The organism is Rhabdaerophilum calidifontis (genome assembly GCF_008641065.1).
Taxonomy (GTDB): Bacteria; Pseudomonadota; Alphaproteobacteria; order Rhizobiales; family Beijerinckiaceae; genus Rhabdaerophilum; species Rhabdaerophilum calidifontis.
In genome coordinates this window covers 954,713-981,230 of the sequence record NZ_VTRS01000001.1, presented here as the reverse complement: position 1 = coordinate 981,230, position 26,518 = coordinate 954,713, and the positions used below count along the sequence as shown (strand labels likewise).

Sequence of the window (26,518 nt, the reverse complement as noted above, 5' to 3'; positions counted from 1 at the left end):
CTCGGCCGGTTGACCCCGGACGAGGCGTACTTCAATGCGCTGCCAGCAATCCCGATGGCGGCCTAACCGAGGCAGGAATCCACTTAGGAAACGCCCCGAAACTGTTCAAACAAACCGAGCCAGCTCTTGCGCCACCGATTGGCGTTGATGGCTTTCCGTTGCAACTCGCTTGGCACCGGCGCCAGAGCGATGATCAGGCCGTTGCCCATGTCGCCTCAACGATCAAACGGGTCTTCGTCGAGATCGGCCAGCACACCATCTGACATGCAGGAGCAATCGGCCCGAAGCCTTGTCCGGTCAGGGGTCGAAAGAGCGGCGTCAAGGCAGGAACTGGAGCGGACGGCCGGCCCTGCTCCGGCCGCCGCCAGCGATCTCACGCTGCAGGGCCGCGGCCGCGGCCCGCGAGCTTGCCCGCGATCCCCGTCGGGAAGAAATAGATGCTGAGCACGAACAGAACGCCGAGCAGCAGCAGCCAGCGGTCCGGATGCAGGAGGCGGGGCAGCAGCGGAATCCCCTCGGTGGCGGCGGCGGCCATTGCCATCAGCTTCTGGAGATAGTTCTGCGCCAGGATGAACAGGGTCGCGCCGATGACCGCGCCGTAGAGCGTGCCGGTGCCGCCGATCACCACCATCAGCAGGACATCGAGCATGATCGCGAAGGAGAGCGTCGTCTCGGGCCCGGTATAGCGCAGCCAGAGCGCGCTCATTGCGCCCGCCATCACCGCCAGCGCCGCGGAAAGGCAGCTCGCCATGGTGCGGAAATAGACCACGCGGTAGCCGAGCGCCTCGGCGCGCATCTCGTTCTCGCGGATTGCCTGGAGCACGCGACCGAAGCAGGAATTCACAAGCCTCAGCGCGAGCAGGAACAGCGCGACCGCGCTCAGGAAGACGAGATAATAGGCGAGGACGCGGCCGGTGATGGCGGTGCCCAGGAAGGGCTCCTCGAACAGCCGCGTGGTCGGGCGCAGCAATTCGGGAACCCGGAAGGTCCGCCCGTCCTCGCCGCCGGTGAACTCGGAAAGCTGGGTGGTGAGGATCATGAAAGCGGAGGCGACCGCGAGCGTGATCATCGCGAAGAAGATCGCCTTCACCCGCAGCGAGACGAGCCCGACGGCGAGCGCCAGCACGACGCCGATAACCAGCGCGACGACGATCCCGAGCGCGACCACCGGCCAGCCCGGCCCAAGGAAATAGAGCGACAGGCCGACGCCGTAGCCGCCGATGCCGAAGAACATCGTGTGGGCGAAGGAGACGATGCCGGTATAGCCCAGGAGGATGTCGTAGCTCGCGACCAGCACGATGAAGATACAGATCTTCGCCGCCGTGTTGAGCGCGGCCGCGCCCGGAAAGACGAACGGCGCCGCGGCAAGCCCGGCGAGGATCAGGACCAGCAGCGCCGCAAGCAGGCGGGATTTCGGCGGATCGTCGGACAGGAGCGCGCGGATCATGGCATTCACCGTTTCGCGACCGGATAGAGCCCCTGCGGGCGCCACATCAGGATCGCGACCATGAGGAGGATCGAGGAGGCGAGCGCGACCTTCGGCGCGAGGAAGGCGGTGTAATTCGCCATCATCGCCACCAGGATCGCCCCGAGGAAGCAGCCGCCGACGGAGCCCAGCCCGCCGATGATGATGACGATGAAGACCAGCACCATGACCTCGGAGCCGATCGCGGCCGTGAAGGTCTCGCGATAGAGCGCCCAGAGCACGCCGCCGAGCCCCGCCAGCGCCGACCCCGCCGCGAAGACCCCGACAAAGAGCCGCCGGATGCGGTAGCCGAGTGCCTCGACCATCTCGCTGTTCTCGACGCCGGCGCGGATCAGCAGGCCGATCCGCGTCCGGTTGAGCGTCAGTTGCATGGCGAGGAACACCACGAGCCCGATCGCCACCGCGAGCAGCCGGAACTTCTCGAAGGCGAGATCGCCGACGACGATCGCGCCACGAAACGCGGTCGGGAGCGCCATTGCCTTCTGGTCGCCGCCGAAGATCGCGTGCAGGAGCTGCTCGGCGATGATCAGCCCGCCCATGGTGATCAGGATCTGCTTCAGATGCTGGCCATAGACCGGGCGGATGACGACGCGCTCGAAGGCGAGCCCCAGCGCGCCGGCGCCGAATGTCGCGACCAGCGCCGCCAGCGCAAGCGCCGCGAGGTTCAGCATCAGCGAATCCGCCTGCACCAGCGGCGCCAGCGGCCCGAGCACGGTCATCGCGAGATAGGCGCCCACCGCGATGAAGGCGCCATGGCCGAAATTGATCACGTCCATCAGCCCGAAGACGAGGGTCAGCCCGCTCGCGATCACGAAGATCATCATGCCCATGGCCAGAGCGGCGAGCGTGAGCGTCAGCCAGGTCGTGGGGGTACCGATCAGCAGGAAGGCAAGCCCGGCGAGCGCGACGGGAAGCGCGAGCGGAATGAGATCGAGCCGTGCCTGCGGGATCGCATCGGCGGCACCGGTCCTGGTGGCGGCTTGGTCCGTCATCGCGCCCTCATTGGTGGGAATCGAGCGAAAGCCCGAGCAGCCGGGTCTGCATCGCCTCGTCGGCCGCAAGCGCGGCCATGGCGCCCGCATGGACGATGCGGCCGTCATCCATCACCGCGACATTGTCCCCGAGGCTCGCCGCGAAGCGGAAATTCTGTTCCACGAGCAGGATGGTGGTCTCGCGCTTCAATTCGCGGAATGCGCCGATCATCCCTTCGATGATCGCCGGGGCGAGGCCCTTGGTCGGCTCGTCGACAAGGATCAGCCGCCGCTTCTCGACAATGGCGCGGGAAATCGCCAGCATCTGCTTCTGCCCGCCGGAGAGCACGCCGGCCGGTGCGTGCCAGAACCGCTTCATGGCGGGGAAGAACGAGAAGATCCAGTCGAGCCGCGCCGGATCCGGCGGCCCGCTCCGCGCCGCGAGCGTGATGTTCTCGGCCACCGTGAGATCGGAGAACACCGCCATGCTCTCCGGCACATAGGCGATGCCGGCGCGGGCGATCTCCGGCGTCGCCATGCCGCCGATCGCGGCACCAGCGAAGCGCAACACCCCGGCGGAAGGCTTCCAGAGCCCCATGATGGTGCGCAGCGCGGTGGTCTTGCCCGCGCCGTTGCGCCCGAGCAGAACGGTCATGCCGCCTTCCGGCACCGCGAAGCTCACGCCCTGGAGGATATGGTATTGCCCGATATGGGTGTGGACGCCTTCGAGGCTCAGCAGCGGCTCAGCCATGGCCGCCCCCCGCGGATGCGGCCGGGGATTGGCCGAGATAGGCCTCGCGCACGATCGCCGAGGCCGTGACCGTGGCCGGGTCGCCATCGGCGGAAAGGACGCCGTTGAGCAGCACCACGATCCGGTCCGCGAGCGAGCGGACGACGTCCATCTTGTGCTCGACAAGCAGGATCGTCTTGTCCCCCCTCGCCTTCAGCCGCGCGATCAGGTCGAGGATGACCGGCACCTCGTCGACCGACATGCCCGCCGTCGGCTCGTCGAACATGAAGACGCGCGGCTCCAGCGCCATCATGATCGCGACCTCGAGCTTGCGCTTGTCGCCATGCGGCAGGGCCGCGGCGAGCGTGCCGCGCTGATGGACGAGATTGACCTCCTCGAGCGCGCGATCCGCCCGCGCGATCCATTCGCGATGGTCCGACCAGAGGCTCCACAGATGCGCAGCGCGGCGCGAACGCGCCTGCACGGCAAGACGCACGTTCTCATGCACCGTGAGATTGGGGAAGAGCGAGGTGATCTGGAAGGCGCGGCCGATGCCTTTCTGCGCCCGCGCGGCGGGGCCGAGGCCGGTTATGTCCTCGCCATCGAGCAGGATGGCGCCGGAGGTCGCCGGCAGCTGCCCGGAGATCAGGTTGAAATAGGTGGTCTTGCCGGCGCCGTTCGGGCCGACGATCGCGGTGAGTTCGCCGGTGCGGAACGCGGTCGAAACCGCGTTGACGGCGACGTGGCCGCCGAAGCGGATCGTGAGGTCGCGCGTCTCGAGGGCGGGGGCGGACATGCTCGGTTCCTGCTGGGTCAGCGAGGCGGGCCGTTGCGGCGGACGGCCCGCAATATTCGCGCAGAACGGCCTATTTCTTCTCGACCACCGGCAGCGGCATGTCCTTGGCCGGGATGGTGGCGACGAGATCGAGCAGATCGCCGTCCTTCGCGTCCTTCTTGATCCGCCAGTGGAACATGTCCTGAAGCGCCTGGTGATCCTCCTTGCGGAAGGTCATCGGCCCTTTCGGCGTCTCGAAGGTCAGGCCCTCCAGCGCGGCGATCAGTTTCTCGGTCTCGGTGCCGCCGGCCTTGGTGATGCCGTTGAACACCGCCGAGGCCGCCGCGAAGCCGCCCGCGACGAAGAAATCCGGCGGCGCGCCGTGGCGTTTCCGGTATTCGGCCTTGAGCCAGTCGTTCATCGGATTCTTCGGGAAATCGTAGTAGTAATAGATGCCGCCCTCGGTGCCGGCGAAGGATTTCCAGGCATTCATCGCCGGCAGGATATTGCCGCCCGGCGCGAGCGCGATGTTGAAGCGCTCCGGCTTCATGTCCACGAATTTCGCCATCGGATGCGCGCCGGCCCAGATGAAGCCGATGATGCGCTTGCCCGGCCGGTCCTTGAGCGCGCCGAAGAGTCGTTCTGCGAAGGGCGCGAAATCGGCCGTGTTGCCGGCGGCGTATTCTTCCGCCACGACCTTCGCCTTCGGCCGCATGGCGCCGAGCGCCTGCTTGAACGCCTTGACGCCATCGCGCCCGAAGGCGGTGTCGAGCCCGAGCATGCCGATGGAGACATCCTCGTTCGCCGGAATGGCCGCCGCCGCGGCCAGCGCATCCTGATAGGAGGAGCGGCCGGTGCGGAAGATGTAGCGGTTGCGCTTCTCGCCCGTGATCGAATCCGCGACCGCCGGCTCGACGATCAGCACCCGCTTCGCCTCCTCCGCCACCGGCAGCATGGCGAGCGCGACCGGCGAGCCGGTGGTGCCGACGGCAAGATCGGCCTTGTCGTCGTTGTAGCATTCCTCGAGCAGCGCCTTGCCGCGATCGGGCTTGAGCTGGTCGTCCTTGACCAGCACCTGGATCTTGCGGGCGCCGATCTGCATCGTGCCCTTGGTGAGGAATTCGAGCCCCATCATGAAGCCGACTTCCGTCTGCTTCGCATAGGCCTCGAGCGGCCCGGTCTTGCCGGCAATCAGGCACACCTTGATGTCCTGCGCCGAGGCGGCGCCGGCGGCAATCGTCGCTGCGCCGGCCAGAAATGCGGTCCGTAAGCCGTTCATGCTGATCCTCCCGAGGATGCGATGCTCAAAATTGACACTTGAGTCATGTTTCATTTTTGAATAACGTCTCTCCCATCCGCCGTCAAGCCGCATCGCGCCGGCATGAGGATCGAGATGGCAGAAGACGTCGCCGCGAAAACCGCCAACCTCCCCAGGATCCGGCCGGAATCCGGGCACGAACCCGCATCCGGGATTGCCTCCCCACCCAGGGCCGGCGCCGCATCCAAGACCGGGCATGCCCCGAAAACCAGCAAGGGCGAGCGCACGCGGCAGCGCATCCTCGATGCGGCGGAGCGTGAGATCGGCCGGCGCGGCTTCGCGGAAACCTCGATCTCCTCGATCACCCAGGAGGCCGAGGTCGCGCAGGGTACCTTCTATGTCTATTTCCACTCGAAGGAGGACGTGCTGCGCGAACTCGTGCTGCGCATGGGGCGGCGCCTGCGGCGTGCGCTGACCCAGGCGAGCGCGGGGCTGACCGGTCGCCTCGCGATCGAGCGCGCCGGAATTCACGCCTTCTTCGCCTTCGTGCGGGACAATCCGAACCTTTATCGCGTCGTGGCGGAATCGCAGTTCGTCGATGAGGCGGCGTATCGGCGCTATTACAACGATTTCGCCGCGAGCTACCGCACGGGGCTGGCGGCGGCGGCGGCGACCGGCGAGATCGCCCCCGGCGACGCTGAACTGCGCGCCTGGGCGCTGATGGGCGTCTGTGACATGGTCGGCCGGCGCTACGCGCTCTGGGATACCGAGGCATCGATCGAGGCGGCCGCGGAGGAGGCCTTCCGCTTCGTGGCCCAGGGTCTTGCGCCGCATGGCCTCGTCGCACCGGCAGGCGGACGGCGATGAGCGCGGAACCGCTGGTGCTTCTCGAGCGCGCGGATGATGTCGCGCGGCTGACGCTCAACCGGCCGGGCCGGCACAACAGCCTCGTTCCGCCCCTGATCGAGGCAATGGAAGCACGGCTCGCCGATCTCGCGGCCGCGCCGCCGCGCGTCTTGGTGCTGACCGGCGCAGGCCGGAGCTTCTCGACCGGCGGCGATCTGCGTGGCTTCCTCGAAACGCCCCGGCACGCGCGCCGCGCCTATGCGGAGCAGCTTGTCGGCGGGCTTCATCGCGTCATTCTCGCGCTCGCCCGCCTGCCGATGCCGGTCGTTGCCCGCGTGCAGGGGCCGGTCACCGGCGGATCGCTGGGGCTTGTCCTGAGCGCGGACCTGGTCGTGATGGTCGAGACGGCGTTCATCGCCCCCTATTATGTCGAGGTCGGCTTCGCGCCCGATGGCGGCTGGACGGCATTGCTGCCGGAGCGCGTCGGTGCCGCCCGCGCGCTGGCGATCCAGCTGCTCAACCGCCGGATCGACGCCGCGGAAGCGCGCGCGCTGGGGCTCGCGCACGAGAGCGTGCCGGCAGGCGGCATCGACGCGGCGGTCGAGGCGCTGGTCACGGCGCTGCTGGCGAAATCGGCCGGGAGCCTCGCCGCGACCAAGGCGCTGATCTGGCCGGAACGGCGCCTCGCGGCGCTCCGCGACCGGCTCGACGCCGAGCTGGCCGGTTTCCTCGCGCGGATCGACACGCCGGAGACCGAGGCGCGGATTCGCAGCTTCCTGGAGATGCCGGCATGAGAACGATCCCCGATCCCGTCCGCCAGCGCGCCGCCCTGGCGCCGGACAAGCCCGCCTTCATCGAGGGGGCGACCGGGCGCGTGTGGCGCTTCGCCGACATCGACCGGCGTGCGGGCCGCGGCGCGGCGATCCTGCGCGCGGCGGGGCTCGCGCCCGGCGACCGGGTCGTCGTCCTGTGTCACAACACGCCGGTCTTCTTCGATCTGCTGTTCGCCGCCATGCGCGCCGAAATCATCCTCGTGCCGCTGAACTGGCGGCAGACAGAGGCCGAACTCGCGCCGATCCTGGCCGATTGCGGCGCCCGGCTCATGCTTGCGGACCAGGCCAACGGAGCGCTCGCCGCCGCGCTCGCCTCTGGCGCGGGCCTTGCGTGGATGCCGCTGGAAGCGTTCGACCGCCGATGCGAGGAGTCAGGCGACGCGCTCGCGGCGGCCCCCTGGCCCACCGAGCGCCCCTGGTATCTGCTCTACACCTCCGGCACCACCGGCCGGCCGAAGGCCGTGATCCAGAATGCCGGGATGATGCTCGCCAATGCGGTGAACGTCCAGCTCGCCACCGGCGTGAACGAGGCGACGGAGGCGCTGAACTTCCTGCCGCTGTTCCACACGGCCGGCATCAACCTGCACACCCTGCCCGTCTTCCTCGCCGGCGGCACCTCGCATGTCATCCCGAAATTCGAGGTCGACACGGTGCTTGACCTGATCGATTCCGGCCGGCTGACGGTGTTCTTCGGCGTGCCGCAGGTCTACCAGCAGATGAGCCTCGCGGCCCGCTTCGAGCGGACGGATTTCTCCCGCGTCCGGCATTGGGGATGCGGCGGGGCGCCGATCCCGGTGGCGCTGATCCGCGCCTTCCTCGCGCGCGGCGTCACGATCTGCAACGGCATGGGGATGACGGAGACCGGCCCGACCGTGTTCTTCATGGACCCCGCCCATGCCGCAGCCAAGCCGGGCTCGGTGGGCAAGCCGCAACTCCTCGCCGAGGTGCGCCTCGTCGATGGCGAGGGGCGCGATGTCGGCGCGGGCGAGCCGGGCGAGGTGCTGTTCCGTGGTCCCGGCATCACGCCGGGCTATTTCAACAATCCCGACGCGACCGCCGCCGCCTTCACGCCCGATGGCTGGCTGAGATCGGGTGATGTCGCGATCCGGGATGCGGACGGCTATTATGCGATCGTCGATCGCATCAAGGACATGTATATCTCGGGCGGCGAGAACGTCTATCCGGCCGAGATCGAGCATGCCCTGCTCGATCATCCCGCGATCCTCGAAGCGGCGGTGATCGGCGTTCCCGATCCGCGCTGGGGCGAGGTCGGCCATGCCGCGATCCTGCTCAGGCCCGGCGCCTCGGTGGATGTCGCCGCGCTGAAGATCGAGCTGCGGCAGCGGCTCGCGGCCTACAAGGTGCCGCAGCACATCACGATCCTCCCCGAGTTTCCCCGCACGGCCGCCGGCAAGATCCAGAAGCATCTCCTCCGGCGCGCGCTGACGGAGGCGTCATCATGAGCCATCCCGACGCGCCGCTCTTCACCTTCGAGCATGTCCCAAGCCAGGCGGAATTCGAGCTTTTCGCGCGCGTGAGCGGCGACGACAACCCGATCCATGTCGACCGGGCCTTCTCCGCCCGCACCCGCTTCGGCCGCACCGTCGCGCATGGCATGTTCCTCTACACGCTGATCTGGGCGCATATCCGCGCCGCGCTGCCGCAGGCCGTGGCACGCAACCAGGCGCTGAAATTCCCGAACCCGGCCTTCGCGGGCGAGGGTCTGCGCTGCGAGGCCTTCGCCGCACCGCTGCCCGGTGGCGGGCTGCGGGTCGAAGCCGTGCTGCGCCGCCTCGCGGATGGCGCACCGGTCTGCGAGGCAGTGACCGAAATTGCCGGAGAGCATGCATGAAAACCGGCGATTCCGCCTCGCTCACCCGCCGCTTCACGCCCGAGGATCTGCGCGGATTCGCCGCCTTGGCCGGGATCGACCCGGTCTCGCTCGCCGCAATCCCCGAGCCGCTGATCGCGGCGCTGTTCTCCTATCTCCTCGGCGTGAGGCTGCCGGGACCCGGCACGAATTATCTCAAGCAGGAACTCGACTATCTTTGTCCCGCGCCGCTCGACGCGGTTCTGACCGCAACGGTCACGATCACCCGTCTGAGGCCGGACAAGCATCTGTGCGACCTCGAGACGGTACTCGCCGGCGAGGCCGGCGCGATGTTCGCCCGCGGCCGGGCGCTTGTTCTCGTGAAGGATGTCGGGAGCGCGGCATCGTGAGGCGGACATGTCCGCGAATCCGCGCCTTCGGCGAGGGGCGGCCGGTGCTGCTGCTGCATGGCTGGGCCGCGAGCGGCGATTTCTTCGAACCGCTCCACGGCCTCGCGCGGCACGGTCTGCGGCTCGTCATTCCGGATCTGCCTGGCCATGGCCCGCTCGCCGCCTCCGACGCGGAACTGACGATCGCCGACCTTTCCGAGGCGCTGTCCGGGCTGCTCGATACCATGCCGGGCGCCGTGCTCGTCGGCTGGTCGATGGGCGCGAGCGTCGCGCTCGATTACATCGCCCGCCACGGCGCGGCGCGCGTCGCGGCGCTGGTGATCCTCGACATGACGCCGAAAGTGGCCAATGCGCCCGATTGGGATCTGGGCCTTTCCAACGGGCACCGCGCCGAGGACATGCGCCGTGTCTCGCTGGCGCTGGGCGAGACCTGGCGGAAATTCCCGCCCTCCATCGCCCGCTCGCTGTTCCCGCTCGGTGGCCGCGCCGATGCGGCACGGCTGGCCCGGTTCGAGGCGGCACTGGCCGCCAATGACGGGCCCACCATGGCCGCCCTGTGGCGCTCGCTCGCCGGCCTCGACCAGCGCGCGCTAATCGGCGGCCTGCCGGTTCCGCTCCAACTCGTGCTCGGCGGCCGCAGCGCCCTTTACGGACCCGCACTGGCCCGCTGGTATCGCGACCGGCTGCCGGCGGGGCATGTCCGCGTGCTCGACGATGCCGGGCACGCCCCGCATTGGGACGACCCGGACGCCGTGGGCGCGGTCATCCGCGCCGCCGCCGGCGGCTGAGAGCGGCCGCCCCGGTTTCATTCGCCGCGTTTGACGCGGATCCATTCCCGCTTGAGGATCTCCTGCGAGAGATGCGTGATGCCGTTGCTGATCTCCTCGATCTGCGCCTCGATCGTATGCCCAGGCGGCGGCGCGCGCAGATGATCGATCCCCTCCTTCATCAACGCGTTGAGTTCACGGTGGTCCCGCTCCAGCGGATTGAGCATCAGCTCGATCTTGGACACGGTCCGCAGCAGGCTCTCTACGCGATTGAACAATTCGGGATCACGGGCGATGATGGTCCCGGTCGGCCCGTCCAGCGTCTCCCGGATCGCCGCCGCAGCCAGGAATTGCGAGTTGAGGCTCGCCACGAGATCGCGCATCGTCTCGATCCATTTCTGGCGGTTGACCGACAGCACGTTCGCCCTGAATTGGAACTTGGCGATCCGCGTATTGACATATGGGCCGGCGATCGAGGCGATCATCGCTGTGCAGGCGACGACCAGGGTGATCCATTGCGGATTGAAATTCATGATGATTCTCTGGGGTCTGGCTGCCGCGCTCCCGCGCGCGGACGATCGGCCCGTTAGTGAAAGAGCGCGAGATAGGCCGTGCAGCCCGCGATCAAGAGGGTGATGAGGAGCGACAGAAGATTCGTCATCATGCTTGCTTTCCTTCCGGAACCATGAGGGCGGCACGGCCGCCCGGTGCGCTGCGCCGCCATCCGACGCCGCATTGCTGCAGGATGCGCTCGGCCGCAGCCGCGTAATCGGCTTCTCTCGGCAGGGGTTGTCCGGGCACGAAGACACGCTCGGCCACATGCCCGAAACACCGGCGTGCGAAATCTTCCGCTGCGGCACGGCTGTTCCCGCCCCGCAGGTCGACGGAATCCGCGCAGGCATCGAGACAGGCCGCGATCTGAGCCGTGGTCGGCCCCAGGCTTTTGCGCAGGAATTCCTCTCCGAGCCGCGGGAGCCGGCCGAGGGCGCCGATGATGAGACGCACGGCGGCGGCGGTCGCCGGGCTATCCAGGGTTTCGAGCACGACGCTCCCGATCTGCCGCAGGCGCGCGACCGGTTCGGACTCATCCAGATCAATGGATGGCAGAACCCGCGCGATCCTCTCCGCCTCCAGGAGAACCAACGTTGTGAATAGGGTCTCCTTGCCACCGAAATGCCGCTGGAGCGTGCCGCTCGAAACCCCGGCCAGGTCCGCGATCTGCTCGCTCGTGGTGCCGGCCAGGCCGTTGAGGAGAAAGACCTGCCGTGCCGCATCCAGAATCCGCTGCCTGGTGAGCGCGCTCCTGAGATCCTGCGGGCTTTTGCCGTCACGACGCGGAACATGGCCGGGCATCGGAAATGACCTCTTGCAGTTGCAGGCGGGATGGGGTGCCCCGGCCGCAATCGGGGGCTTGTTGCGGCCGGGGCGTTGCTCGGAACCATGAGGGCCGGATGTGGGGCGGCCTCCGGCTTGGGCTCCGGGCAATCGGGGGCTAGGCTGGCGGCACAGCGGCCGCAGGAGCCTTGATGCGGAACCAAGCCACGTAAAGCGCCGGCAGGAACAGCAGGGTCAGCAGCGTGCCGACGATGATGCCGCCCATCATCGCGTAGGCCATGGGACCCCAGAATACCTCGTGCGAGATCGGGATCAGCGCGAGGCTGGCCGCGGCGGCCGTCAGCAGGATCGGCCGGGTGCGATGCATGGTAGCATCAACGACCGCCTCCCATGCCTCGACGCCGTCCCGCCGGAGATCCTCGATCTGCATGATCAGGATGACCGAGTTGCGGATCAGGATGCCGACGAGCGCCAGCACGCCGAGGATCGCGACGAAGCCGAGGGGCGCGCCGCTCGGCAGCATGGCCGCGACCACGCCGATCAGCCCAAGCGGAGCCACCGCCACGACCAGGAACAGGCGCGAGAAGCTCTGCATCTGGCTCATCAGGATCGTCGCCATGATGAACAGCATGAGCGGCACGACGGCCGCGATCGGCCCCTGGGACTTGGCGCTCTCCTCGACCGGGCCGGCCACGGCGACATGATAGCCGGCCGGAAGCGTGCGGGCGAATGCCTCCACCTTCGGCGCGAGCTGCTGGACGATCGTCGCCGGCTGCGTCGCATCGACGATGCTGCCCCGGACGGTGATCGTCGGCATGCGATTGCGGCGCCAGATCACCGGCGGCTCCAACTCGTAACGGAAGGTGACGACCGCCGCGAGCGGCACGGACTGGCCGTTCCGGCCCGGAAGCTGGAGATTCTGCAATGTCTCGATGGAACCGCGCTCGGCGGCGCCGGCCCGGCTCACCATGTCGACGAGATAGATCGAGTCGCGCACCTGGGTGATGCTCGTGCCGCCCACGACCCCGTTGAGCGCGCCGGCGATATCCTGCGAGCTGACGCCGAGCTCGCGCGCCTTGTCCTGCAGGACATCGACCTTCACCACGCGGGCGGGTTCGTTCCAGTTGAAGCCGATCCCGGTGACGCGGGGATGCTCGTCGATGACGGCCGCCAATTGCTGCGCAAGGTCGCGCACCTTCTGGACATCGGGTCCGCCGAGCCGGTATTGCACCGGCCGCCCGGCCGGCGGCCCGAGGGCCAGGAGATCGATATAGACATCGAGACCGACGAAGTCCTCCCGGATCCAGGTGTTGATCCTGGCCCGCACGCGCTCCCGCGCCGCGATATCCTTGGCCACGATGACCATCTGGCCGTAATAGGGGTTCGACGGCTGCGGGTCGAAGGACAGGATGAAACGAACTGCGCCGCGGCCGACATAGGACGACCAGTGATCGATGTCGGGATCGCCGGCGAGCTTGGCCTCGAAGCGATCCATCTGCGCCTTGGTATCGGCGATCGAGGCGTTCTGCGGCAGCGTGAAATCCACGAGAAGCTCCTTCCGGTCCGACGAGGGGAAGAATTGCTGCTCGACGAAGCGCATGCCGTAGAAGGAGGCGGCGAACATGGCGATCGTCACCCCGATCGTCAGCCAGCGCCGGCGCATCGCGACATTGAGGATGCGCGAGAAGCCGGCCTGGAGGCGGCTCGGTTTGTCGTGGTGCGACGTCATCGTCTTCGGCAGCAACGCCACGCCGATGAGGGGCGCGAACAGCACCGCCACGATCCAGGACAGGATTAGCGAAACCGCGATCACCACGAACAGCGTGAAGGTGAACTCGCCCGCATTCGAGCTGTTGAGGCCGACCGGAATGAAGCTCGCCACGGTGACAAGCGTGCCGGTGAGCATCGGGAAGGCGGTGGATGTGTAGACGGCGGTCGCCGCCTTGCGCAGCGTGTCGCCCGCCTCGAGCCGTGCCACCATCATCTCGACGGCGATCATCGCGTCATCGACCAGAAGCCCGAGGGCGATGATGAGGGCGCCGAGCGAGATGCGCTGCAACGAGATGCCCGTATATTGCATGAACACGAAGGTCATGGCGAGCACGAGCGGGATCGACAGCGCGACCACCAGCCCGGCCCGCATGCCGAGGCTGATGAAGCTGACGACCAGAACGATCGCGACGGCTTCGAACAACGCCTTGGTGAAGCTGCCCACCGCTTCCTTGACCACGACCGGCTGGTCGGCGACGAGATGCACGCCGACACCGATGGGAAGCTCCGCGGTGATCTTGCGCATCTGCTCTTCCAGCGCCCTGCCGAATTCGAGCAGGTTGGCGCCGGACTTCATGCCGATGGCGAGACCGATGGCGGGTTCGCCCTTGAACCGGAACAGGGATTGCGGCGGATCGAGATAGCCGCGCGTGATGGCGGCGATGTCGCTCAGGCGGAAGAAGCGGTCGTTGACGCGCAGGTTGAGGCCGCGCAGATCCTCTTCCGAAGTGAACTGGCCGCTCACACGCACGCTGATGCGCTCGCGGCCTGCTTCGATGACCCCCGAGGGCGTGATCGCGTTCTGGGCCTGCAGCGTGCGCAGCACGTCCTGCTGGCTGATGCCGAGCGCGGCCATCGCACGCGTCGAAAATTCGAGAAAGATCACCTCGTCCTGGGCGCCGATCAGGTTGACCTTGCCGACATTCGGCACGGTGAGCACCTTGGCGCGCACATCCTCGACATAATCGCGCAATTGCCGCTGCGTCAGCCCATCGGCGGTAAAGGCGTAGACATTGCCGTAGACATCGCCGAAATCGTCGTTGAAGATCGGTCCGACGACGCCCTGGGGAAGCTCCCGCCGGACATCGGAGACCATGTTGCGGACCTTCATCCAGATGCTGGGCACATCGCGGCTTCTGACCGAGTCCTTCAGGTTGACATAGATGACGCTCTGGCCCGGCGTGGTCTGGCTGCGGGTGTAATCGAGCGAATCGAGTTCCTCGAGCTTCTTCTCGATGCGGTCCGTAACCTGGAGCGCCGTGTCTCCAACCGTGGCGCCCGGCCATTGCGCGGCGATCACCATGGTCTTGATGGTGAAGGACGGATCCTCCTCGCGCCCGAGGCTCGCATAGGCGAGAATACCAGCAAGCGCCGAGACGATCATGAAATACCAGACGAGCGAGCGGTGCTCGAGCGCCCAGTCCGAAAGGTTGAAGCGGTGTGTCATGGAAGGGGCCCGTCTGCGATCTTGATGGCCTGACCGGGAATCAGGCTGTTGACCCCGGCGGTGACGACACGCGTGCCGGCGGCAAGCCCGTCGAGGATCCGGACCGAGCCGCCATCGCGCGCCGCGACCGTCACGTTCCGGGTCGAGACCGTCGCGGTGGCCGGATCGACGACCCAAACCATCGTCTGCCCCTCCCGCTCCAGCAGGGCCGTTGCCGGCAGGACGATGTCCTGAGCGGCTCCGGCCGCGGGCGTCGCGGTGATGGTCGTGCCGAGCCGGAACGCTGCCGGCGGGTTGTCGAGCGCGATCCGCACGCGGCGCGTGCGGGTGGCGGGGTCGGCCTGTGGCGCGATCTCGCGCACCGATCCGGTCGCCCGCACGCTCGGCGCGACCTGCAGGGCGATATCGAAACGGGCGTCCGCCGCGAGGTCGCGCCCGATGCTTTCGGGCAGGTCGACCACCGCCTCGCGGATGTCCGGCCGGGCCAGAATCATGACCGTCTGGCCCGGCTGCACCACCTGTCCGGGCTCCGCCGCGACCGCGGTGATCACACCGTCGAAATCGGCGGCCAGCACGGTATAGCCGAGCTGTTCCTCGGCCTTTTCGAGGTTGGCCCGGGCGCGGATGACGCCGGCCTGCGCCGAATCCAGCCCCTGCCTCGCGGCATCGAATTGTGCCTGGTTGGCAATGTCCTGCGCGAGCAGCACGCGCTGGCGCGTTTCGGTCGCCACGGCATTGTCCAGTCGGGCGGTCGCGCTGGCAAGATCGGCCTGCGCCGAGCGCACGGCCAGCGCGTAGGTGAGCGGATCGAGCCGCGCCAAGCGCTGCCCCTTCCTGACGACATCGCCGACACCGACATCGCGCCCGGCGACCCGTCCCATCACCCGGAACCCGAGCTCGGAAGTGTAGCGCGGTTCCACGGTTCCGGCAAAACTCGGCAGGCGCGCCATCTGCGGATGGACGACCACCGACAGGACAGGCCGAAGCGTCGGGGGCGCAGAATGCTGCGCTTCGTCGCAGGCGGCAAGCAGGGCGACGACGCCGACGGCGGTCAACGGCATCAGGGCGGATCTCATCGCGCGGCCTCCCCGGCGAGTGCGACAACCTGCCGGGGGCGCAGGAATTGCGCTCCGGCGGTGACGACCATGTCCCCGGGCCGGATGCCTTCGCGCACGAAGACGGTTCCGGTCTCGTAGGCCTCGACGACGATCGGTTGCAGCGATACGGCCTTCGTCCGGGGATCGACGACCCATACGCCCGGCCGGCCGTTTGCGCCCGACAATGCACTCCACGGGATCGCGATGCGCCGACGCGACGCGAGCCGGCCGGTGCCGATGACGGCGGCACCGAGCGGCATCGCAGCCGGGGCCTTGTCGATACCGACCTTGACCCGGACGGTGCCGGTGCCCCTGTCGATCGTCGGCGCGATCTGCCGCACGCTCCCCGTCGCCGTCACGGACGGGTCGGAGACAAGCGTCAGCGCGATGGCAGGGTTGGCGAGTTCCTTTGTGAAGATGGTCTCGTCGACGTTGAAGACGGCATCGCGGGGGCCATCCTCGGCGATCGTGAACACGGTCTGCGCCGCCTGGACAACCTGCGCCATCTCCGCGTTGCGCGCGGTGATGACGCCGGAGATGCCGGCCCTGAGCACGGTATCGGCCAGATGATCGCGGGCAGTGCCGAGTTGTGCCTTCGCGTCGGCGAGCGCGGCTTCCGCCCTGCGATAGGCTTCCTCCGCCTGGTCATGCTCGCGCTGGGTGGTGAAGCCGCGCACCAGCAGGGCTTTCTGCCGCGCGTAACTGGACGTCGCCTGGCGCAACACGGCCTCGGCGGATGTCACCGTCGCCTCGGCGGCGGTGACGCTCGCCCGCTGCTGCTCGGGGTCGAGACGGGCCAGCACGTCCTCGGCTGAAACACGGTCGCCGACATTGGCGAGCCGCTCGCTGATCCGGCCCGCCACCCGGAAGGACAGGTCGCTCTCGACCCGCGCGCGGATCTCGCCCGTGAGCCGGATGACCGGAGCGTAATCGGCGAGCACCACCGTCTCGACCGCAACCATGGTGGGCGGGCTCTCGGGCGTGCGCGCCTGTTCCTGGCACGCCGTGAGCGCGGTTGCGGCGAGAAACGCCGCACCGCAGGCCAGTCTCTGTCGCTGATGCCCATATTCCATCACGTGCCCCTTCCGCCGATAGCGGATGTCAAAGCTCATGGGGACGGGATAATCGGATCAGAAAATATTCTCTAATATATTGTTTTTGATTTTTTGATTGAAAAAATATATCAATATTCGACCTGCATGTCGGCGGACGCGAGGATAGCCTGCGGACCCGGCCGGGAACGGCCTTGCGCCGGCCCGGGGCGGCGGCAGGCCCGCGTGACCAAAGGCACGGGGTCGGCTGAAGGTTCGGGGAACGGCATCGATGGATCTGCGCCAGCTCCGGTATTTTGTCACGACGGCAGAGGAGCTCCATTTCGGTCGGGCTGCCGAGCGACTCCATATCGCGCAGCCGGCGCTCAGCATTCAGATCAAGGCCCTGGAGGAAACGCTGGGCGTCCTCCTCCTCAAGCGAACCAACCGGGTGGTGACCTTGACCGAAGCGGGGCGCCTGTTCCTCAAGGAGGCTCGCCGAACCCTGGAGCAGGCACAACATGCCGCGACAATGGCCCGCCGGGCCGGGCGTGGCGAGGTCGGCCGCATCGAGATCGGCTATTCCGCCGACGTTTCCTATTCCGGCGTTTTGTCGAGAATCCTGCGGCAATATCGGCAGCAGGTTCCCGATATCGAACTCGGCCTGCACGAGCTCCATCCCAGCACCCAGATCGCCCAATTGCTGGAAGGCCGCATCCAGATCGGCTGCCTTGCGAGTTTCATCGGCAATCCCGCCTGGCGATTGCCTCCGGCTCTCGATGCGATCCGCCTGATGGAATGGCCGCTCAGGGTGGCGCTCCCGGCTGATCATCCCCTGGCCCGGCGCAGCCGGATTGCGCGCGAGGCGCTCGCGGGCGAATCCTTCATCCTCTATGTGGGATCCGATCCCGAACTGGACCGCGCCCTGGTACAGTTGACGCTCGGCTTCGTGCCCCGGGTCGCGCATGAGGTGCGCAGCGGCTTTTCCCTGGTGAGCCTTGTCGGCGCGGGGCTGGGCGTGGCCATCGCGCCGTCATCGGTCAGCTCGATCAGCGTCGGCGAGCACGTGGTCTACCGGCCGCTTTCCGACAATTCCATCAAGATCGGCACCGAAATCGTCTTCCGCCACGATTGCGAGGACCCGGCCGTGATCAACTTCCTGCGGATGATCCGTGCGGACATGTCGTGAGCCCTTGCTCCGGCCGGCATCTCGACACCGGCCGGAGCGAGGAGGCCAGGGCGCGTCAGCCCTCGCCTTCGCTGAAATGGAACACCTTCGAGATGATCCGCCATTGCCCGTCGAGCCGGATCAGCGTCAGCAGGTCGATGAAGCGGCGCGTCCCGATGGCACAGCGGACCAGCGCCCGCGCCGTGACCGGCCCGGCAAACTCGATCGAAACGATCTCGTCTGCGCGCACCTCCCCCCGCGAAGCGGGAGAAGGCCGGTGTTCCACGACCTCGAAATAGGTTTTCATGTCACGGTGGAGGAAGGTGCCGTCCGACACCGTCACGTAATGCGCGGCGGGGTGGAAGACGCGCCCCAGCCGCCCGGTATCGGAATGGTGGAGACCGTCGAAATAGGTCTCCAGCACGGTGACGATCTCGCCGAGCGCCTGCCGATCGGCCATGTCAGACGAGCCCCTCGGCCTGAAGCGTCTTCCGCACCGCCGGGCGTGCCGCGACGCGGCTCATGAAGCCCGCGAGATGCGGCCAGCGGGCGAGATCGATCCCCGTGAAATTGGCCCAGTTCGCCACCACGAAGGCATAGGCATCGGCGATGGTGAAATCGCCACCGGTCAGGAACGTGCGGCCATCGGCCAGCCGCTGTTCCAGCCAGTCGAGCTTGGTGGCGATCGAATCGCGCGCCGTGGCCTTGCCGGATTCGTCGGTCGCGCGGTTGAAAAGCGGGCCGAAGGCGGTGTGAAGTTCGGTGGCGATGAAGTTCAGCATCTCGGCGACGCGGGCACCGGCCAGCGCGCCGGGACGCGGAGCGAGATCCTCGCGGCCGCCGCGAACGGCGAGGAATTGCAGGATCGCCGGCCCCTCGGTCAGCACCTCGCCCGAAACCGAGAGCGCCGGGACCTTGCCCTTGGGATTGATCTGCCGGTAATCGATTCCGCCCGCCGTGCGCTTGGTGGCGGTATCCACCGCCTCGATCTCGAACGCGTCGCCGATCTCGTTGAGAACGATATGCGAAGCCATCGAGCACGCGCCGGGCTTGTAGTAGAGTTTCACGGAAACCTCCTGGGGCTGGGTTGGATGCCTCCGCCTAGCATCTCGATAACCGAAAGTAACCAAGGAGCTTGAGGCAACTTCCATAATGCGGTATCCACACGGTAACCGGGCAATGTCGGCCGGAGCGGAAGCATGGCCTTGAAACGCCGCAAGAATCGCGTGGCGAGCCCCCCCTGCCCGCTGTCGGAATGCATGGCATTCCTCGGCGGGGCCTGGACCTCGCATGTCATCTGGTATCTGGCCGACGGGCCGCGCCGCTTCTCCGAGCTGCGTTCGGATATTCCACGCGTCTCGGCGAAGATGCTCACCCGGCGACTGCGCGAGCTGGAGGCGCTCGGCATCGTCACCCGGAATGTCGTGCCGAGTTCGCCGCCATCCGTGGAATACGCGCTGAGCGCGATGGGCCGGGAATTCCTGCCGGTCATCCGGGCCATCGTCGAGATGGGCTTTCGCCTCAAGGCGCGCCGGGAGGAAAACGCGGGCGAGACAGGCGGGAGCGAGCCGCTCAGCCCTCGCGACGCCGCCAGCGCTGGGCGCGGAGAATCGCCGCCCGCAGGCTGATCTGGATGAGCGCCGCGCCGATCGAGAGCGCCATGATCAAGGTCGCGAAGGCTGCCGCCTGCCCGATCCGGCTGCCCTCGACGAGATTGATCACGGCGATCGCCGCGACCCGCGTCTGGGCGGTGAAGAGGAAGATCAGCGCCGAGACGGTCGTCATCGCGTTGACGAAGAAATATCCGGCGATATCGACGAGCGTCGGCGCCAGGACCGGCAGGAAGATGCGCCGCCCGGCGCTCGCCGGCCCGGCGCGGAGAGCCTGCGCGGCCATGTCGATCTCGCGGTCGAGCCGCAGCAGCTCGCCCACCGCCATCAGATGCGGCACGGTGTAGAAATGCGCGACCGTGCACAGCACGAGAATGGCCAGCGTGCCCTGGAGCGCGTGCAGCGGATTGGCGGGGTCATTGAAGAAGAACACGTAGCCGAGGCCGAGCACGAGCCCCGGCACCGCCACCGGCACCATGGCGAGCCCCTGGAGCCCCTGCACGAGCGCGGCAGGACCGATCCGCCGCGCGACGATCCAGCCGGAGAGCATCGCGAGCAGCGTGCCGAGTGCAGCGGTGCCCGCCGCCAGCGCCAGCGAATTGCCGATGGCGCGGAATTCGTCGTCATCCTCGAGAAGCCGCGCGTAATTGTGCAGGCCGAGATTGAGATTATAGGGCCAGAACCGCACCAGCGAGCCATAGACCGCCATGCCGATGATGCCGATGACCGCCGCAGCCACGAGCAGGCAGAAGCCGAAGAGCGCAAGATCGCGCCCGGGCATCCGCTCCGGCGCGATCGGCACCGAGCGCCCGGAAATCATCGCCCGCTGGCTGCGCCGCGCCAGCCAATCGACGAGATAGGCCGCCACGGCCGGCGCCAGCAGCAGCACCCCGACCACCGCCCCCATCTCGAAATCGAACCGCCCGATCACGAGCTTGTAGATGTCGGTCGCAAGCACGTTGGTGGACCCGCCGACCACGCTCGGAATCCCGAAATCGGTGAAGACGAGCACGTAGACGATCGAGGCGGCGCTGATCAGCGCGTAGCGGCTCGACGGCAGCGTCACGGTGACGAAGCGGCGCCACGGCCCCGCGCGCAGCGCCCGCGCCGCCTCGTAGATGCGCTGGTCGCCGGCCGCGAGCCCGGCCGAGAGGATCAGCACGGCATGGGGGAAGGCGTAGAACACGCTCGCGAGCACGATGCCGACCGGCCCGTAGAGGCTCTCGCCCATCAGCCAGCCGCGCAGCCAGCCCTGGTTGCCGAACAGATAGACGAGCCCGAAAGCCGGCAGCAGCGATGGCGCGAGCAGCGGCAGCAGCGCGATGAGGCGGAACATGCCGCGCCCCGGCATCCGCGTCCGGGTAATCGCGTAGGCAAAGGGATAGGCGAGCCCGATCGTCAGCAGCGTCGCCAAAGCCGAGAGCGTCAGCGAGTTCCACGCCGCCACCGCGAGGCCGGGTTCCGTGGCGTAGCGGACGAAATTCGCGAGTCCGACGAAGCGCCCGTCGCGATCGAGAAAGGCCCGGACCAGCAGCGCCGCGATCGGGAGGATCGCCGCCGCCGACAACACCGCCACCAGCAGCAGCGGCAGGAGGATTCGCGTCCCGCGGCCGGAAATGAACGGAACACGGGTCGGGCCAGCGGCGACGGTCGCGCCGGACATCGGCTCAGCCTTCGCCTTCGAGCAGCAGAAGATGCGCGGGCTGAACCCCCGCGACCACGCGCTCGCCCGGCTCCGGCACCGGCACGGGCCGCAGGCTGGGGATCTCCGCCTCGATCCGCAGCTCCGGTGCGGCCTCGGGAGCCAGCAGCACCCGGATCACATCGCCGCGGAACCCGGCCGAAACCACGCGCGCGGGCACGGCATTCGCCGCGCCGCGCATCTCCGCGCCGAGGCTCACCGCCGCCGGGCGGAAGCAGAGCATGGCGCGGGGCGGCACCGCATCAACCGGCGCGCCGAGTCGGAAGGCCGTGCCCGCGGCGCGGATCTCCGCGCCCTGGCCGGCCTCTACCGGCAACGCGTTCATATCGCCGAGAAACCGCGCGACGAAGAGATTGGCCGGCTGCTGATAGAGCGCCATCGGCGTCCCGACCTGCTCGATCGCCCCGGCGCGCATCACGATCAGCCGGTCGGCGATCGACAGCGCCTCCTGCTGGTCATGCGTAACCATGACCGCGGTGACGCCGAGCCGCCGCTGCAAGGCGCGCAACTCGTCGCGCAGCGCCGCGCGGACATTGGCATCGAGCGCCGAAAGCGGCTCGTCGAGCAGCAGCAGCCCCGGCGAGAGCGCGAGCGCGCGGGCAAGCGCCACGCGCTGCTGCTGGCCACCGGAAAGCTGGCTCGGATATTTGCCGGCATGCGGCGCGAGCCCCACCAGCGCCAGAAGCTCCGCAACCCGCCGCGCGCGGGCGGCGCGGTCGATCCCTGTCGATTCGAGGCCGAAGGCGATGTTGCCGGCAACATCACGGTTCGGGAACAGCGCGTAGGACTGGAAGACGATCCCGAAATCGCGCGCCTCGGGCGGCAGGGCCGTGATATCCCGCCCCGCCTGGCGGATCGCGCCGGCATCGGCCTGCTCGAACCCGGCGATCAGCCGCAGCAGCGTCGTCTTTCCACAGCCGGAGGGGCCGAGAATGCAGACGAATTCCCCCGTGCCGATCGCGATCGAGACGTCGCGGACGACGATCGTGGCGCCGAAGCGCTTGGTCAGCCCCTCGGTGACGAGGAAAGAGGGGGCCGGCCGGCCTCCCTCCTCCGGCGCATCGGCCGGCCTGACGACATGAAGCGGACCGGCGACAGCCATCAGCTCTTCGGCGGCACCTTGGTGCCGTAGCGCTTCTGCCATTCGGCCATCACCGCCTCGCGGCTGGCCGCGAGCTTGGCGAAATCCATCTTGAGCAGCTTCGCCTTCTCGTCGGCCGGGTAGTTCTTCGGCAGCACCTGGATGTCGTCATAGGCCGAGATCGGCAGGTATTTCGCCGAGATCTCCGCCGCCTCGCGCGAGGAGATCCAGTCCGCCATCAGCTTGGCATCGGCGAGGTTCTTGGCGCCCTTGACGATCGCGGCCGCCTCGATTTCCCAGCCCAGCCCCTCGGAGGGCAGGATGATCTGGATCGGCGCGCCCTCGTTGATCGCCTTCACGCCCGGCGTCGCGTAGGAAATGCCGATGATCGTCTCGCCGGCAGCGGCCTGACGGCACGGCGCCGAGCCGGAATGGCCGTATTTCGAGACATTCTCGTGCAGCTTGTCCATGAAGTCCCAGCCGCCCTTCTCGCCGAAGATCGTCAACCAGCCATTGACGGCGAGCAGCGCGGTGCCCGACGAGAGCGGGCTCGGCATGGTGATATGCCCCTTGTAGACGGGGTTCGCGAGATCGGCCCAGCTCTTCGGCGCCGGGATGTTCTTCTTCGCGGCCTCGACCGTGTTGAAGCAGATCGAGGACGCCCAGGCATCGATCCCGAGCCAGACCGGCTCGGCGCGGCCGTCGCGCATCACCGGGCTCACCTTGTCGTATTGCGCCGGCTTGTAGGCGAGCAGGAGCCCGCGAGCATCCGCCGCCATCAGCGCCGAGACCGCGTTGCCCATGATGATGTCCGCCTGCGGCGCCGCCGCCTCGGCGATGACGCGCGCGATGATCGGCGCCGTCGAGCCGAGGATCGCGTTGACCTTCACCTGCGGGTGCTTGGCCTCGAACCCCTTGATGAGCGCCTTGGCCTGGTCCTCGTCGAGCGAGGAATAGACGGTCAGCGTGCGCTGCTGTGCATCGGCCGCGATCGGCGCGAAGCTGGCGATCCCCGCCACGGCGGCCGCGATGAATGTCCGGAACATGGTGCCCTCCCCGCATCCGCCCCATCGGATGCATCGGTTCCGGCTAGCCCTCCAAGGTGACAGCCGCGTGACGCATCGCCAGGGCGGCGGCTCAGTCCGGCCTGCGGAACGCGGCGCGGGCCCTCGGGGCGCAGCAAGATCGCGAGATCGGCACTCGTCCGTCAGGATCGCCTTGGCCCGCCCGGATAGGTTTGCGCCAAGATCTGCGACCGGAATGCGCTCTAGTATTCGCGTTTTCGGCACATTGTCCGCGATCCGTGACACGGCTGTCACGAGAACGTTGCCCGGAAATTCTAGGCAATAGATTGAAAATTTCTGGGAGAAGCCATCCGCTGCCGGAGGCTTGTTCGCCTTTTCGCATCCATCGCCTCCGGAGGCCCGCCGATGTTTCTCCCGCAGACCGGCCGAAACCGCCCGCTCTCCCCTGCGCCACTCTCCCCTGCGCCGCGCATCGCAGGCCATCGCGGGCTTCTGCCCCGGATCGCGGGCGCGTTTGCCTGCCTCGCAGCGCTGCTTGCCGCCCCGGCCGCCTCCGCGCAGCCGATCCAGGGAGCGGGCTCCACCTTCGCGGCGCCGGTCATCGCGCAATGGGCCAAGCGCTACCAGGCCGCTCGGGCCGATGGCGGCGATTTCGCTTCGCCCGACTGGACGGTGGATTACGAGGCGGTCGGCTCGCTCGGCGGCGTGATGCGGCTCGGCCAGCCTGAACTCGACTTTGCCGCGACCGACGCGCCGCTGCCGCCCGAGGCCCTGGCCCGCGCCGGCCAGCGCCAGTTCCCGATCGTGCTCGGCGCGGTGGCGATCGCCGTCAATCTCGATGGCGTTGCGCCCGGCGCGCTGAAGCTTTCGGGCCCGGTTCTCGCCGAGATCTATCTCGGCCGGATCCAGAGCTGGGCCGACCCGGCGATCCGCGCGCTCAATCCCGGCCTCGCGCTGCCGGAACAGCGCATCGAGATCATACATCGCCGTGACGGCTCCGGCACCACCTTCACGCTCACGCAATATCTCTCGGCCGTGAGCGCGGAATGGCAGGCGAAATACGGCGCCGACCAGCTCGTCGCCTGGCCGCTCGGCCGCGCCGTTCCCGGCTCGCAGGGCATCGCGCGGGCCGTGGCGGCAACCCGGGGCGCGATCGGCTATCTCGAATTCGGCCAGGCGCGCCGTGCGGGGCTGGCCTCGGCCGCCATCCTCAACGGCGCGGGGCGCTTCGTGGCCCCGGAAGCGGCCGGGGTGATCGCGGCGGCGGAAGCCGCAGGCTGGCCGGCGGATCGCGATTTCTTCACCGACATGACCAACCGGCCCGGCGAGGCGGCCTATCCCATCGCCGGCGCGACCTTCGCGGTGGTGCCGGTGGCCGGGCGCGGCCGCGGCCGGGTCGGCCGGGTGACGGATCTGTTCGACCTTGCCCTCGAGAGCGGCGCCGGCGATGCCGAGCGGCTCGGCTACGTGCCGCTGCCACCGGCGCTCGTCCGGGATGTCCGGGCCTATTGGGCCCGCCATCTCGGCGCGCGGGGGTGAATGCCGAACATCAACCGTGCAGGGCGTGACCTGCGCGGGACGTGAAATGCCGCCGCCAGGAGGGCGCGGCCGGGGGGCGTGATCATGAATATCGACATCTTCAAGGACATCCTGGTGCCGGTGATCGGCGGGCTCGGCATCTTCATGCTCGGCCTCGAATTCATGTCGAACGGGATTCAGGCGCTCTCGGTCAACAAGATGCGCGAGTTCCTCGCCAAGGCGGCAGGAACACCGATCAAGGGCGTGCTCGCGGGCACGCTGATCACCGGCGTGATCCAATCCTCGACCGCGATGACGGTGATGGTCGTCGGGCTCGTCAATGCCGGCGTCGTGGCGCTGCGCCCGGCGATCTCGGTGATCATGGGCGCCAATATCGGCACGACGCTCGGCAACGGCCTGATCGCGCTGCCGCTGGGGCCCCTGGGGCTGATCTTCTCCGGCATCTTCGCGCTCGTCTACGTGTTCGCCAAGAGCGAGAAGGTGCGCAACATCGCGCTCGCCTGCATGGGGTTCGCGCTGATCTTCTACGGCCTCAACCTGATGACCGGCGGCCTCCGCCCCTTGCGCAACATGCCCGAGGTGATGGAGCTGATGCGCTCGCTCCGGGCGGACAATTACCTCGCCCTGCTCTCCTGCGTCGGCATCGCGGCCTTCATCACCGCGATGATCCATTCCTCCTCGGCGACGATCGGCATCGTCATGGGCCTCGGCATGGCCGGGATCCTCGACTGGAAGACCGCCGTCGCCTTCTCGCTCGGCGCCGATCTCGGCACCACGATCACCTCCTGGATGGCCTCGTGGAACCTCTCGAAGAACGCCAAACGCGCCGCCTATGCGCATATCAGCTTCAACATCATCGGTATTTTCGTCACGATCCCGCTCTTCTTCGTCTCGATCAACGTGCTCGGCTGGGTGATGACGACCTGGTTCGGCGGCGATCCCGGCGCGGCCGTCCTCGTCAACGGCAAGGAGACCTTCCCGCTCGTGCCGGTGGCGGTGGGCCTCTACTCGACCTTCTTCAACATCTTCAACACCCTGCTGCTCTTCCCCTTCGTCGGCGTGTTCGAGCGGGTATTGAGCCGGGTCGGCCATAGCGAGGCGGACGAGATCGAGGATTTCTCGGCCCCGAAATTCCTCGACAAGGCCCATGCCGATGATTTCGCCCGGGCGGTTCCGGCAATCCAGCAGGAGACCCAGCGCCATCTCGCCGCCGGCGCGCTCTTCCTCGAAATCGCCCGCGGCAACAAGCGGGCCCCGGCCGATCCCGGCGAGCATTATGCCGCAACCGACGTGCTGAGCCGCGACATCCGCGCCTATACCGCCAATCTCCTCGCGCGCGACCTGCCCTATGAGCAACTCGACCTCGTGGCGAGCCTGATCGAGGAAGAGGATTTCACCAACGCGCTGGCGGAGACGCTGCACCAGGTTGCCCGCCGCGTGCGGCGCGAAAAGTTCAGCGCCGAACCGCAGGCGATCGTCTCCGCCGCGCTAGACAAGCTCGAATACGCGCTGCGCGACATCCTGCCCGATTACGGCCTCAAGGCGCCGGACATGCCGGCGATGCATGTCTCCTTCCCCGATGTCGAGGAATTGCGTGCCCGCACCCTGGCGCTCGGTCCCAATGCCGGCGCCAGCGAGCGCGGCGCGATCCTCGCTCTGCTCGGCTCAATCGAGCGCGCGGAACTGCTTATCCGCCGCATCGACGCCGAGCGCAAATCGGTCAACCGCGCGGGGATCCTCGCGCGGGTGCGCGCCGCTGCGCCGGCCGAGGGGCAGGAACCCGCCGACGGCATGCAGCCGGTTCCCGCCCAGTAACGGTTCTCGCCG

25 protein-coding genes and 1 pseudogene are annotated in these 26,518 nt (G+C 67.9%); 11 read left to right on the top strand and 15 right to left on the bottom strand.

Going from position 1 to position 26,518, the window contains the following annotated elements; genetic code table 11:
* Positions 1 to 263 (top strand): annotated as a pseudogene (locus FWJ24_RS14705) (hypothetical protein); the annotation flags it as partial.
* Positions 264 to 373: 110 nt separating this feature from the next.
* On the opposite strand, the gene FWJ24_RS04710 reads toward FWJ24_RS14705, so the two are convergent.
* The 5 genes from FWJ24_RS04710 to FWJ24_RS04690 form a co-directional block, all read right to left on the bottom strand.
* Positions 374 to 1,447: a branched-chain amino acid ABC transporter permease gene (locus FWJ24_RS04710; protein ID WP_150286590.1), complete on the bottom strand. Its 1,074-nt coding sequence runs from the start codon at positions 1,445 to 1,447 to the stop codon at positions 374 to 376.
* A 5-nt stretch (positions 1,448 to 1,452) separates the two neighbouring features.
* Positions 1,453 to 2,478, bottom strand: a complete 1,026-nt coding sequence (locus tag FWJ24_RS04705; protein WP_150286589.1) for a branched-chain amino acid ABC transporter permease — start codon at positions 2,476 to 2,478, stop codon at positions 1,453 to 1,455.
* Positions 2,479 to 2,485: 7 nt separating this feature from the next.
* On the bottom strand, positions 2,486 to 3,208 hold the full coding sequence (locus FWJ24_RS04700) for a branched-chain amino acid ABC transporter ATP-binding protein (RefSeq protein ID WP_150286588.1): 723 nt from the start codon (positions 3,206 to 3,208) through the stop codon (positions 2,486 to 2,488).
* Entirely contained in the window at positions 3,201 to 3,983 is a 783-nt protein-coding gene (locus FWJ24_RS04695) for an ABC transporter ATP-binding protein (RefSeq protein ID WP_150286587.1), read from the bottom strand. Before FWJ24_RS04695 ends, FWJ24_RS04700 begins: the two co-directional genes overlap by 8 nt.
* Before the next feature lie 70 nt (positions 3,984 to 4,053).
* Entirely contained in the window at positions 4,054 to 5,241 is a 1,188-nt protein-coding gene (locus tag FWJ24_RS04690; RefSeq protein WP_150286586.1) for a substrate-binding domain-containing protein, read from the bottom strand.
* 114 nt (positions 5,242 to 5,355) lie between these two features.
* Between FWJ24_RS04690 and FWJ24_RS04685 the strand changes: the two genes are divergently transcribed.
* The 6 genes from FWJ24_RS04685 to FWJ24_RS04660 are packed head-to-tail and all read left to right on the top strand — an operon-like array spanning position 5,356 to position 9,907.
* Complete coding sequence (locus FWJ24_RS04685; RefSeq protein WP_150286585.1) at positions 5,356 to 6,087, top strand: TetR/AcrR family transcriptional regulator; 732 nt, start codon at positions 5,356 to 5,358, stop codon at positions 6,085 to 6,087.
* On the top strand, positions 6,084 to 6,860 hold the full coding sequence (locus FWJ24_RS04680; RefSeq protein WP_150286584.1) for an enoyl-CoA hydratase/isomerase family protein: 777 nt from the start codon (positions 6,084 to 6,086) through the stop codon (positions 6,858 to 6,860). The genes FWJ24_RS04685 and FWJ24_RS04680 overlap by 4 nt, the downstream gene beginning before the upstream one ends.
* Positions 6,857 to 8,362, top strand: coding sequence for an acyl-CoA synthetase (locus FWJ24_RS04675; RefSeq protein WP_150286583.1), 1,506 nt, complete (start codon positions 6,857 to 6,859; stop codon positions 8,360 to 8,362). The genes FWJ24_RS04680 and FWJ24_RS04675 overlap by 4 nt, the downstream gene beginning before the upstream one ends.
* Positions 8,359 to 8,751: a MaoC/PaaZ C-terminal domain-containing protein gene (locus tag FWJ24_RS04670; protein ID WP_150286582.1), complete on the top strand. Its 393-nt coding sequence runs from the start codon at positions 8,359 to 8,361 to the stop codon at positions 8,749 to 8,751. The genes FWJ24_RS04675 and FWJ24_RS04670 overlap by 4 nt, the downstream gene beginning before the upstream one ends.
* Entirely contained in the window at positions 8,748 to 9,119 is a 372-nt protein-coding gene (locus tag FWJ24_RS04665) for a hotdog family protein (RefSeq protein WP_150286581.1), read from the top strand. Before FWJ24_RS04670 ends, FWJ24_RS04665 begins: the two co-directional genes overlap by 4 nt.
* The gene (locus FWJ24_RS04660; protein WP_166443589.1) at positions 9,116 to 9,907 is read left to right on the top strand and encodes an alpha/beta fold hydrolase; all 792 of its coding nucleotides are present in this window, start codon (positions 9,116 to 9,118) and stop codon (positions 9,905 to 9,907) included. Before FWJ24_RS04665 ends, FWJ24_RS04660 begins: the two co-directional genes overlap by 4 nt.
* Positions 9,908 to 9,924: 17 nt before the next feature.
* On the opposite strand, the gene FWJ24_RS04655 is transcribed toward FWJ24_RS04660, so the two are convergent.
* The 5 genes from FWJ24_RS04655 to FWJ24_RS04635 all read right to left on the bottom strand — a co-directional run bounded on the left by FWJ24_RS04655 (position 9,925) and on the right by FWJ24_RS04635 (position 16,608).
* Positions 9,925 to 10,419 (bottom strand): hypothetical protein, encoded by a 495-nt coding sequence (locus FWJ24_RS04655; protein ID WP_150286579.1) that lies wholly within the window; start codon positions 10,417 to 10,419, stop codon positions 9,925 to 9,927.
* Positions 10,420 to 10,546: 127 nt separating this feature from the next.
* Positions 10,547 to 11,239 (bottom strand): TetR/AcrR family transcriptional regulator, encoded by a 693-nt coding sequence (locus FWJ24_RS04650; protein ID WP_150286578.1) that lies wholly within the window; start codon positions 11,237 to 11,239, stop codon positions 10,547 to 10,549.
* A gap of 139 nt (positions 11,240 to 11,378) precedes the next feature.
* Positions 11,379 to 14,438, bottom strand: a complete 3,060-nt coding sequence (locus tag FWJ24_RS04645; RefSeq protein WP_150286577.1) for an efflux RND transporter permease subunit — start codon at positions 14,436 to 14,438, stop codon at positions 11,379 to 11,381.
* Positions 14,435 to 15,499, bottom strand: coding sequence for an efflux RND transporter periplasmic adaptor subunit (locus FWJ24_RS04640; protein ID WP_246155506.1), 1,065 nt, complete (start codon positions 15,497 to 15,499; stop codon positions 14,435 to 14,437). Before FWJ24_RS04640 ends, FWJ24_RS04645 begins: the two co-directional genes overlap by 4 nt.
* Positions 15,500 to 15,510: 11 nt before the next feature.
* A complete protein-coding gene (locus FWJ24_RS04635) occupies positions 15,511 to 16,608 on the bottom strand; it encodes an efflux RND transporter periplasmic adaptor subunit (protein ID WP_150286575.1) in 1,098 nt (365 codons plus the stop codon).
* Positions 16,609 to 16,858: 250 nt separating this feature from the next.
* Here FWJ24_RS04635 and FWJ24_RS04630 point away from each other — a divergent pair, with 250 nt between their 5' ends.
* Complete coding sequence (locus FWJ24_RS04630) at positions 16,859 to 17,755, top strand: LysR substrate-binding domain-containing protein (protein ID WP_150286574.1); 897 nt, start codon at positions 16,859 to 16,861, stop codon at positions 17,753 to 17,755.
* 55 nt (positions 17,756 to 17,810) lie between these two features.
* On the opposite strand, the gene FWJ24_RS04625 is transcribed toward FWJ24_RS04630, so the two are convergent.
* Positions 17,811 to 18,194, bottom strand: coding sequence for a nuclear transport factor 2 family protein (locus FWJ24_RS04625; RefSeq protein ID WP_150286573.1), 384 nt, complete (start codon positions 18,192 to 18,194; stop codon positions 17,811 to 17,813).
* Position 18,195: 1 nt separating this feature from the next.
* Positions 18,196 to 18,801, bottom strand: a complete 606-nt coding sequence (gstA, locus tag FWJ24_RS04620) for a glutathione transferase GstA (protein ID WP_150286572.1) — start codon at positions 18,799 to 18,801, stop codon at positions 18,196 to 18,198.
* 132 nt (positions 18,802 to 18,933) lie between these two features.
* Here gstA and FWJ24_RS04615 point away from each other — a divergent pair, with 132 nt between their 5' ends.
* Positions 18,934 to 19,362, top strand: coding sequence for a winged helix-turn-helix transcriptional regulator (locus FWJ24_RS04615; protein ID WP_150286571.1), 429 nt, complete (start codon positions 18,934 to 18,936; stop codon positions 19,360 to 19,362).
* Here the strand turns inward: FWJ24_RS04615 and FWJ24_RS04610 are convergent.
* From FWJ24_RS04610 to FWJ24_RS04600, 3 genes are read right to left on the bottom strand one after another with little or no spacing between them, the layout of a single operon-like run.
* Positions 19,307 to 21,007 (bottom strand): putative 2-aminoethylphosphonate ABC transporter permease subunit, encoded by a 1,701-nt coding sequence (locus FWJ24_RS04610; protein ID WP_150286570.1) that lies wholly within the window; start codon positions 21,005 to 21,007, stop codon positions 19,307 to 19,309. The genes FWJ24_RS04615 and FWJ24_RS04610 overlap by 56 nt on opposite strands.
* A 4-nt stretch (positions 21,008 to 21,011) precedes the next feature.
* Positions 21,012 to 22,148 carry an ABC transporter ATP-binding protein gene (locus FWJ24_RS04605; protein WP_150286568.1) on the bottom strand — a complete coding sequence of 379 codons (1,137 nt, stop codon included), beginning with the start codon at positions 22,146 to 22,148 and terminating at the stop codon, positions 21,012 to 21,014.
* Positions 22,148 to 23,173 (bottom strand): extracellular solute-binding protein, encoded by a 1,026-nt coding sequence (locus tag FWJ24_RS04600; RefSeq protein WP_166443588.1) that lies wholly within the window; start codon positions 23,171 to 23,173, stop codon positions 22,148 to 22,150. The genes FWJ24_RS04605 and FWJ24_RS04600 overlap by 1 nt, the downstream gene beginning before the upstream one ends.
* A gap of 384 nt (positions 23,174 to 23,557) precedes the next feature.
* On the opposite strand from FWJ24_RS04600, the gene pstS reads away from it, so the two are divergent.
* Positions 23,558 to 24,691 (top strand): phosphate ABC transporter substrate-binding protein PstS, encoded by a 1,134-nt coding sequence (pstS, locus tag FWJ24_RS04595; protein ID WP_150286565.1) that lies wholly within the window; start codon positions 23,558 to 23,560, stop codon positions 24,689 to 24,691.
* 84 nt (positions 24,692 to 24,775) lie between these two features.
* Positions 24,776 to 26,506 carry a Na/Pi cotransporter family protein gene (locus FWJ24_RS04590; RefSeq protein WP_150286564.1) on the top strand — a complete coding sequence of 577 codons (1,731 nt, stop codon included), beginning with the start codon at positions 24,776 to 24,778 and terminating at the stop codon, positions 26,504 to 26,506.
* Positions 26,507 to 26,518 lie beyond the last annotated feature (12 nt).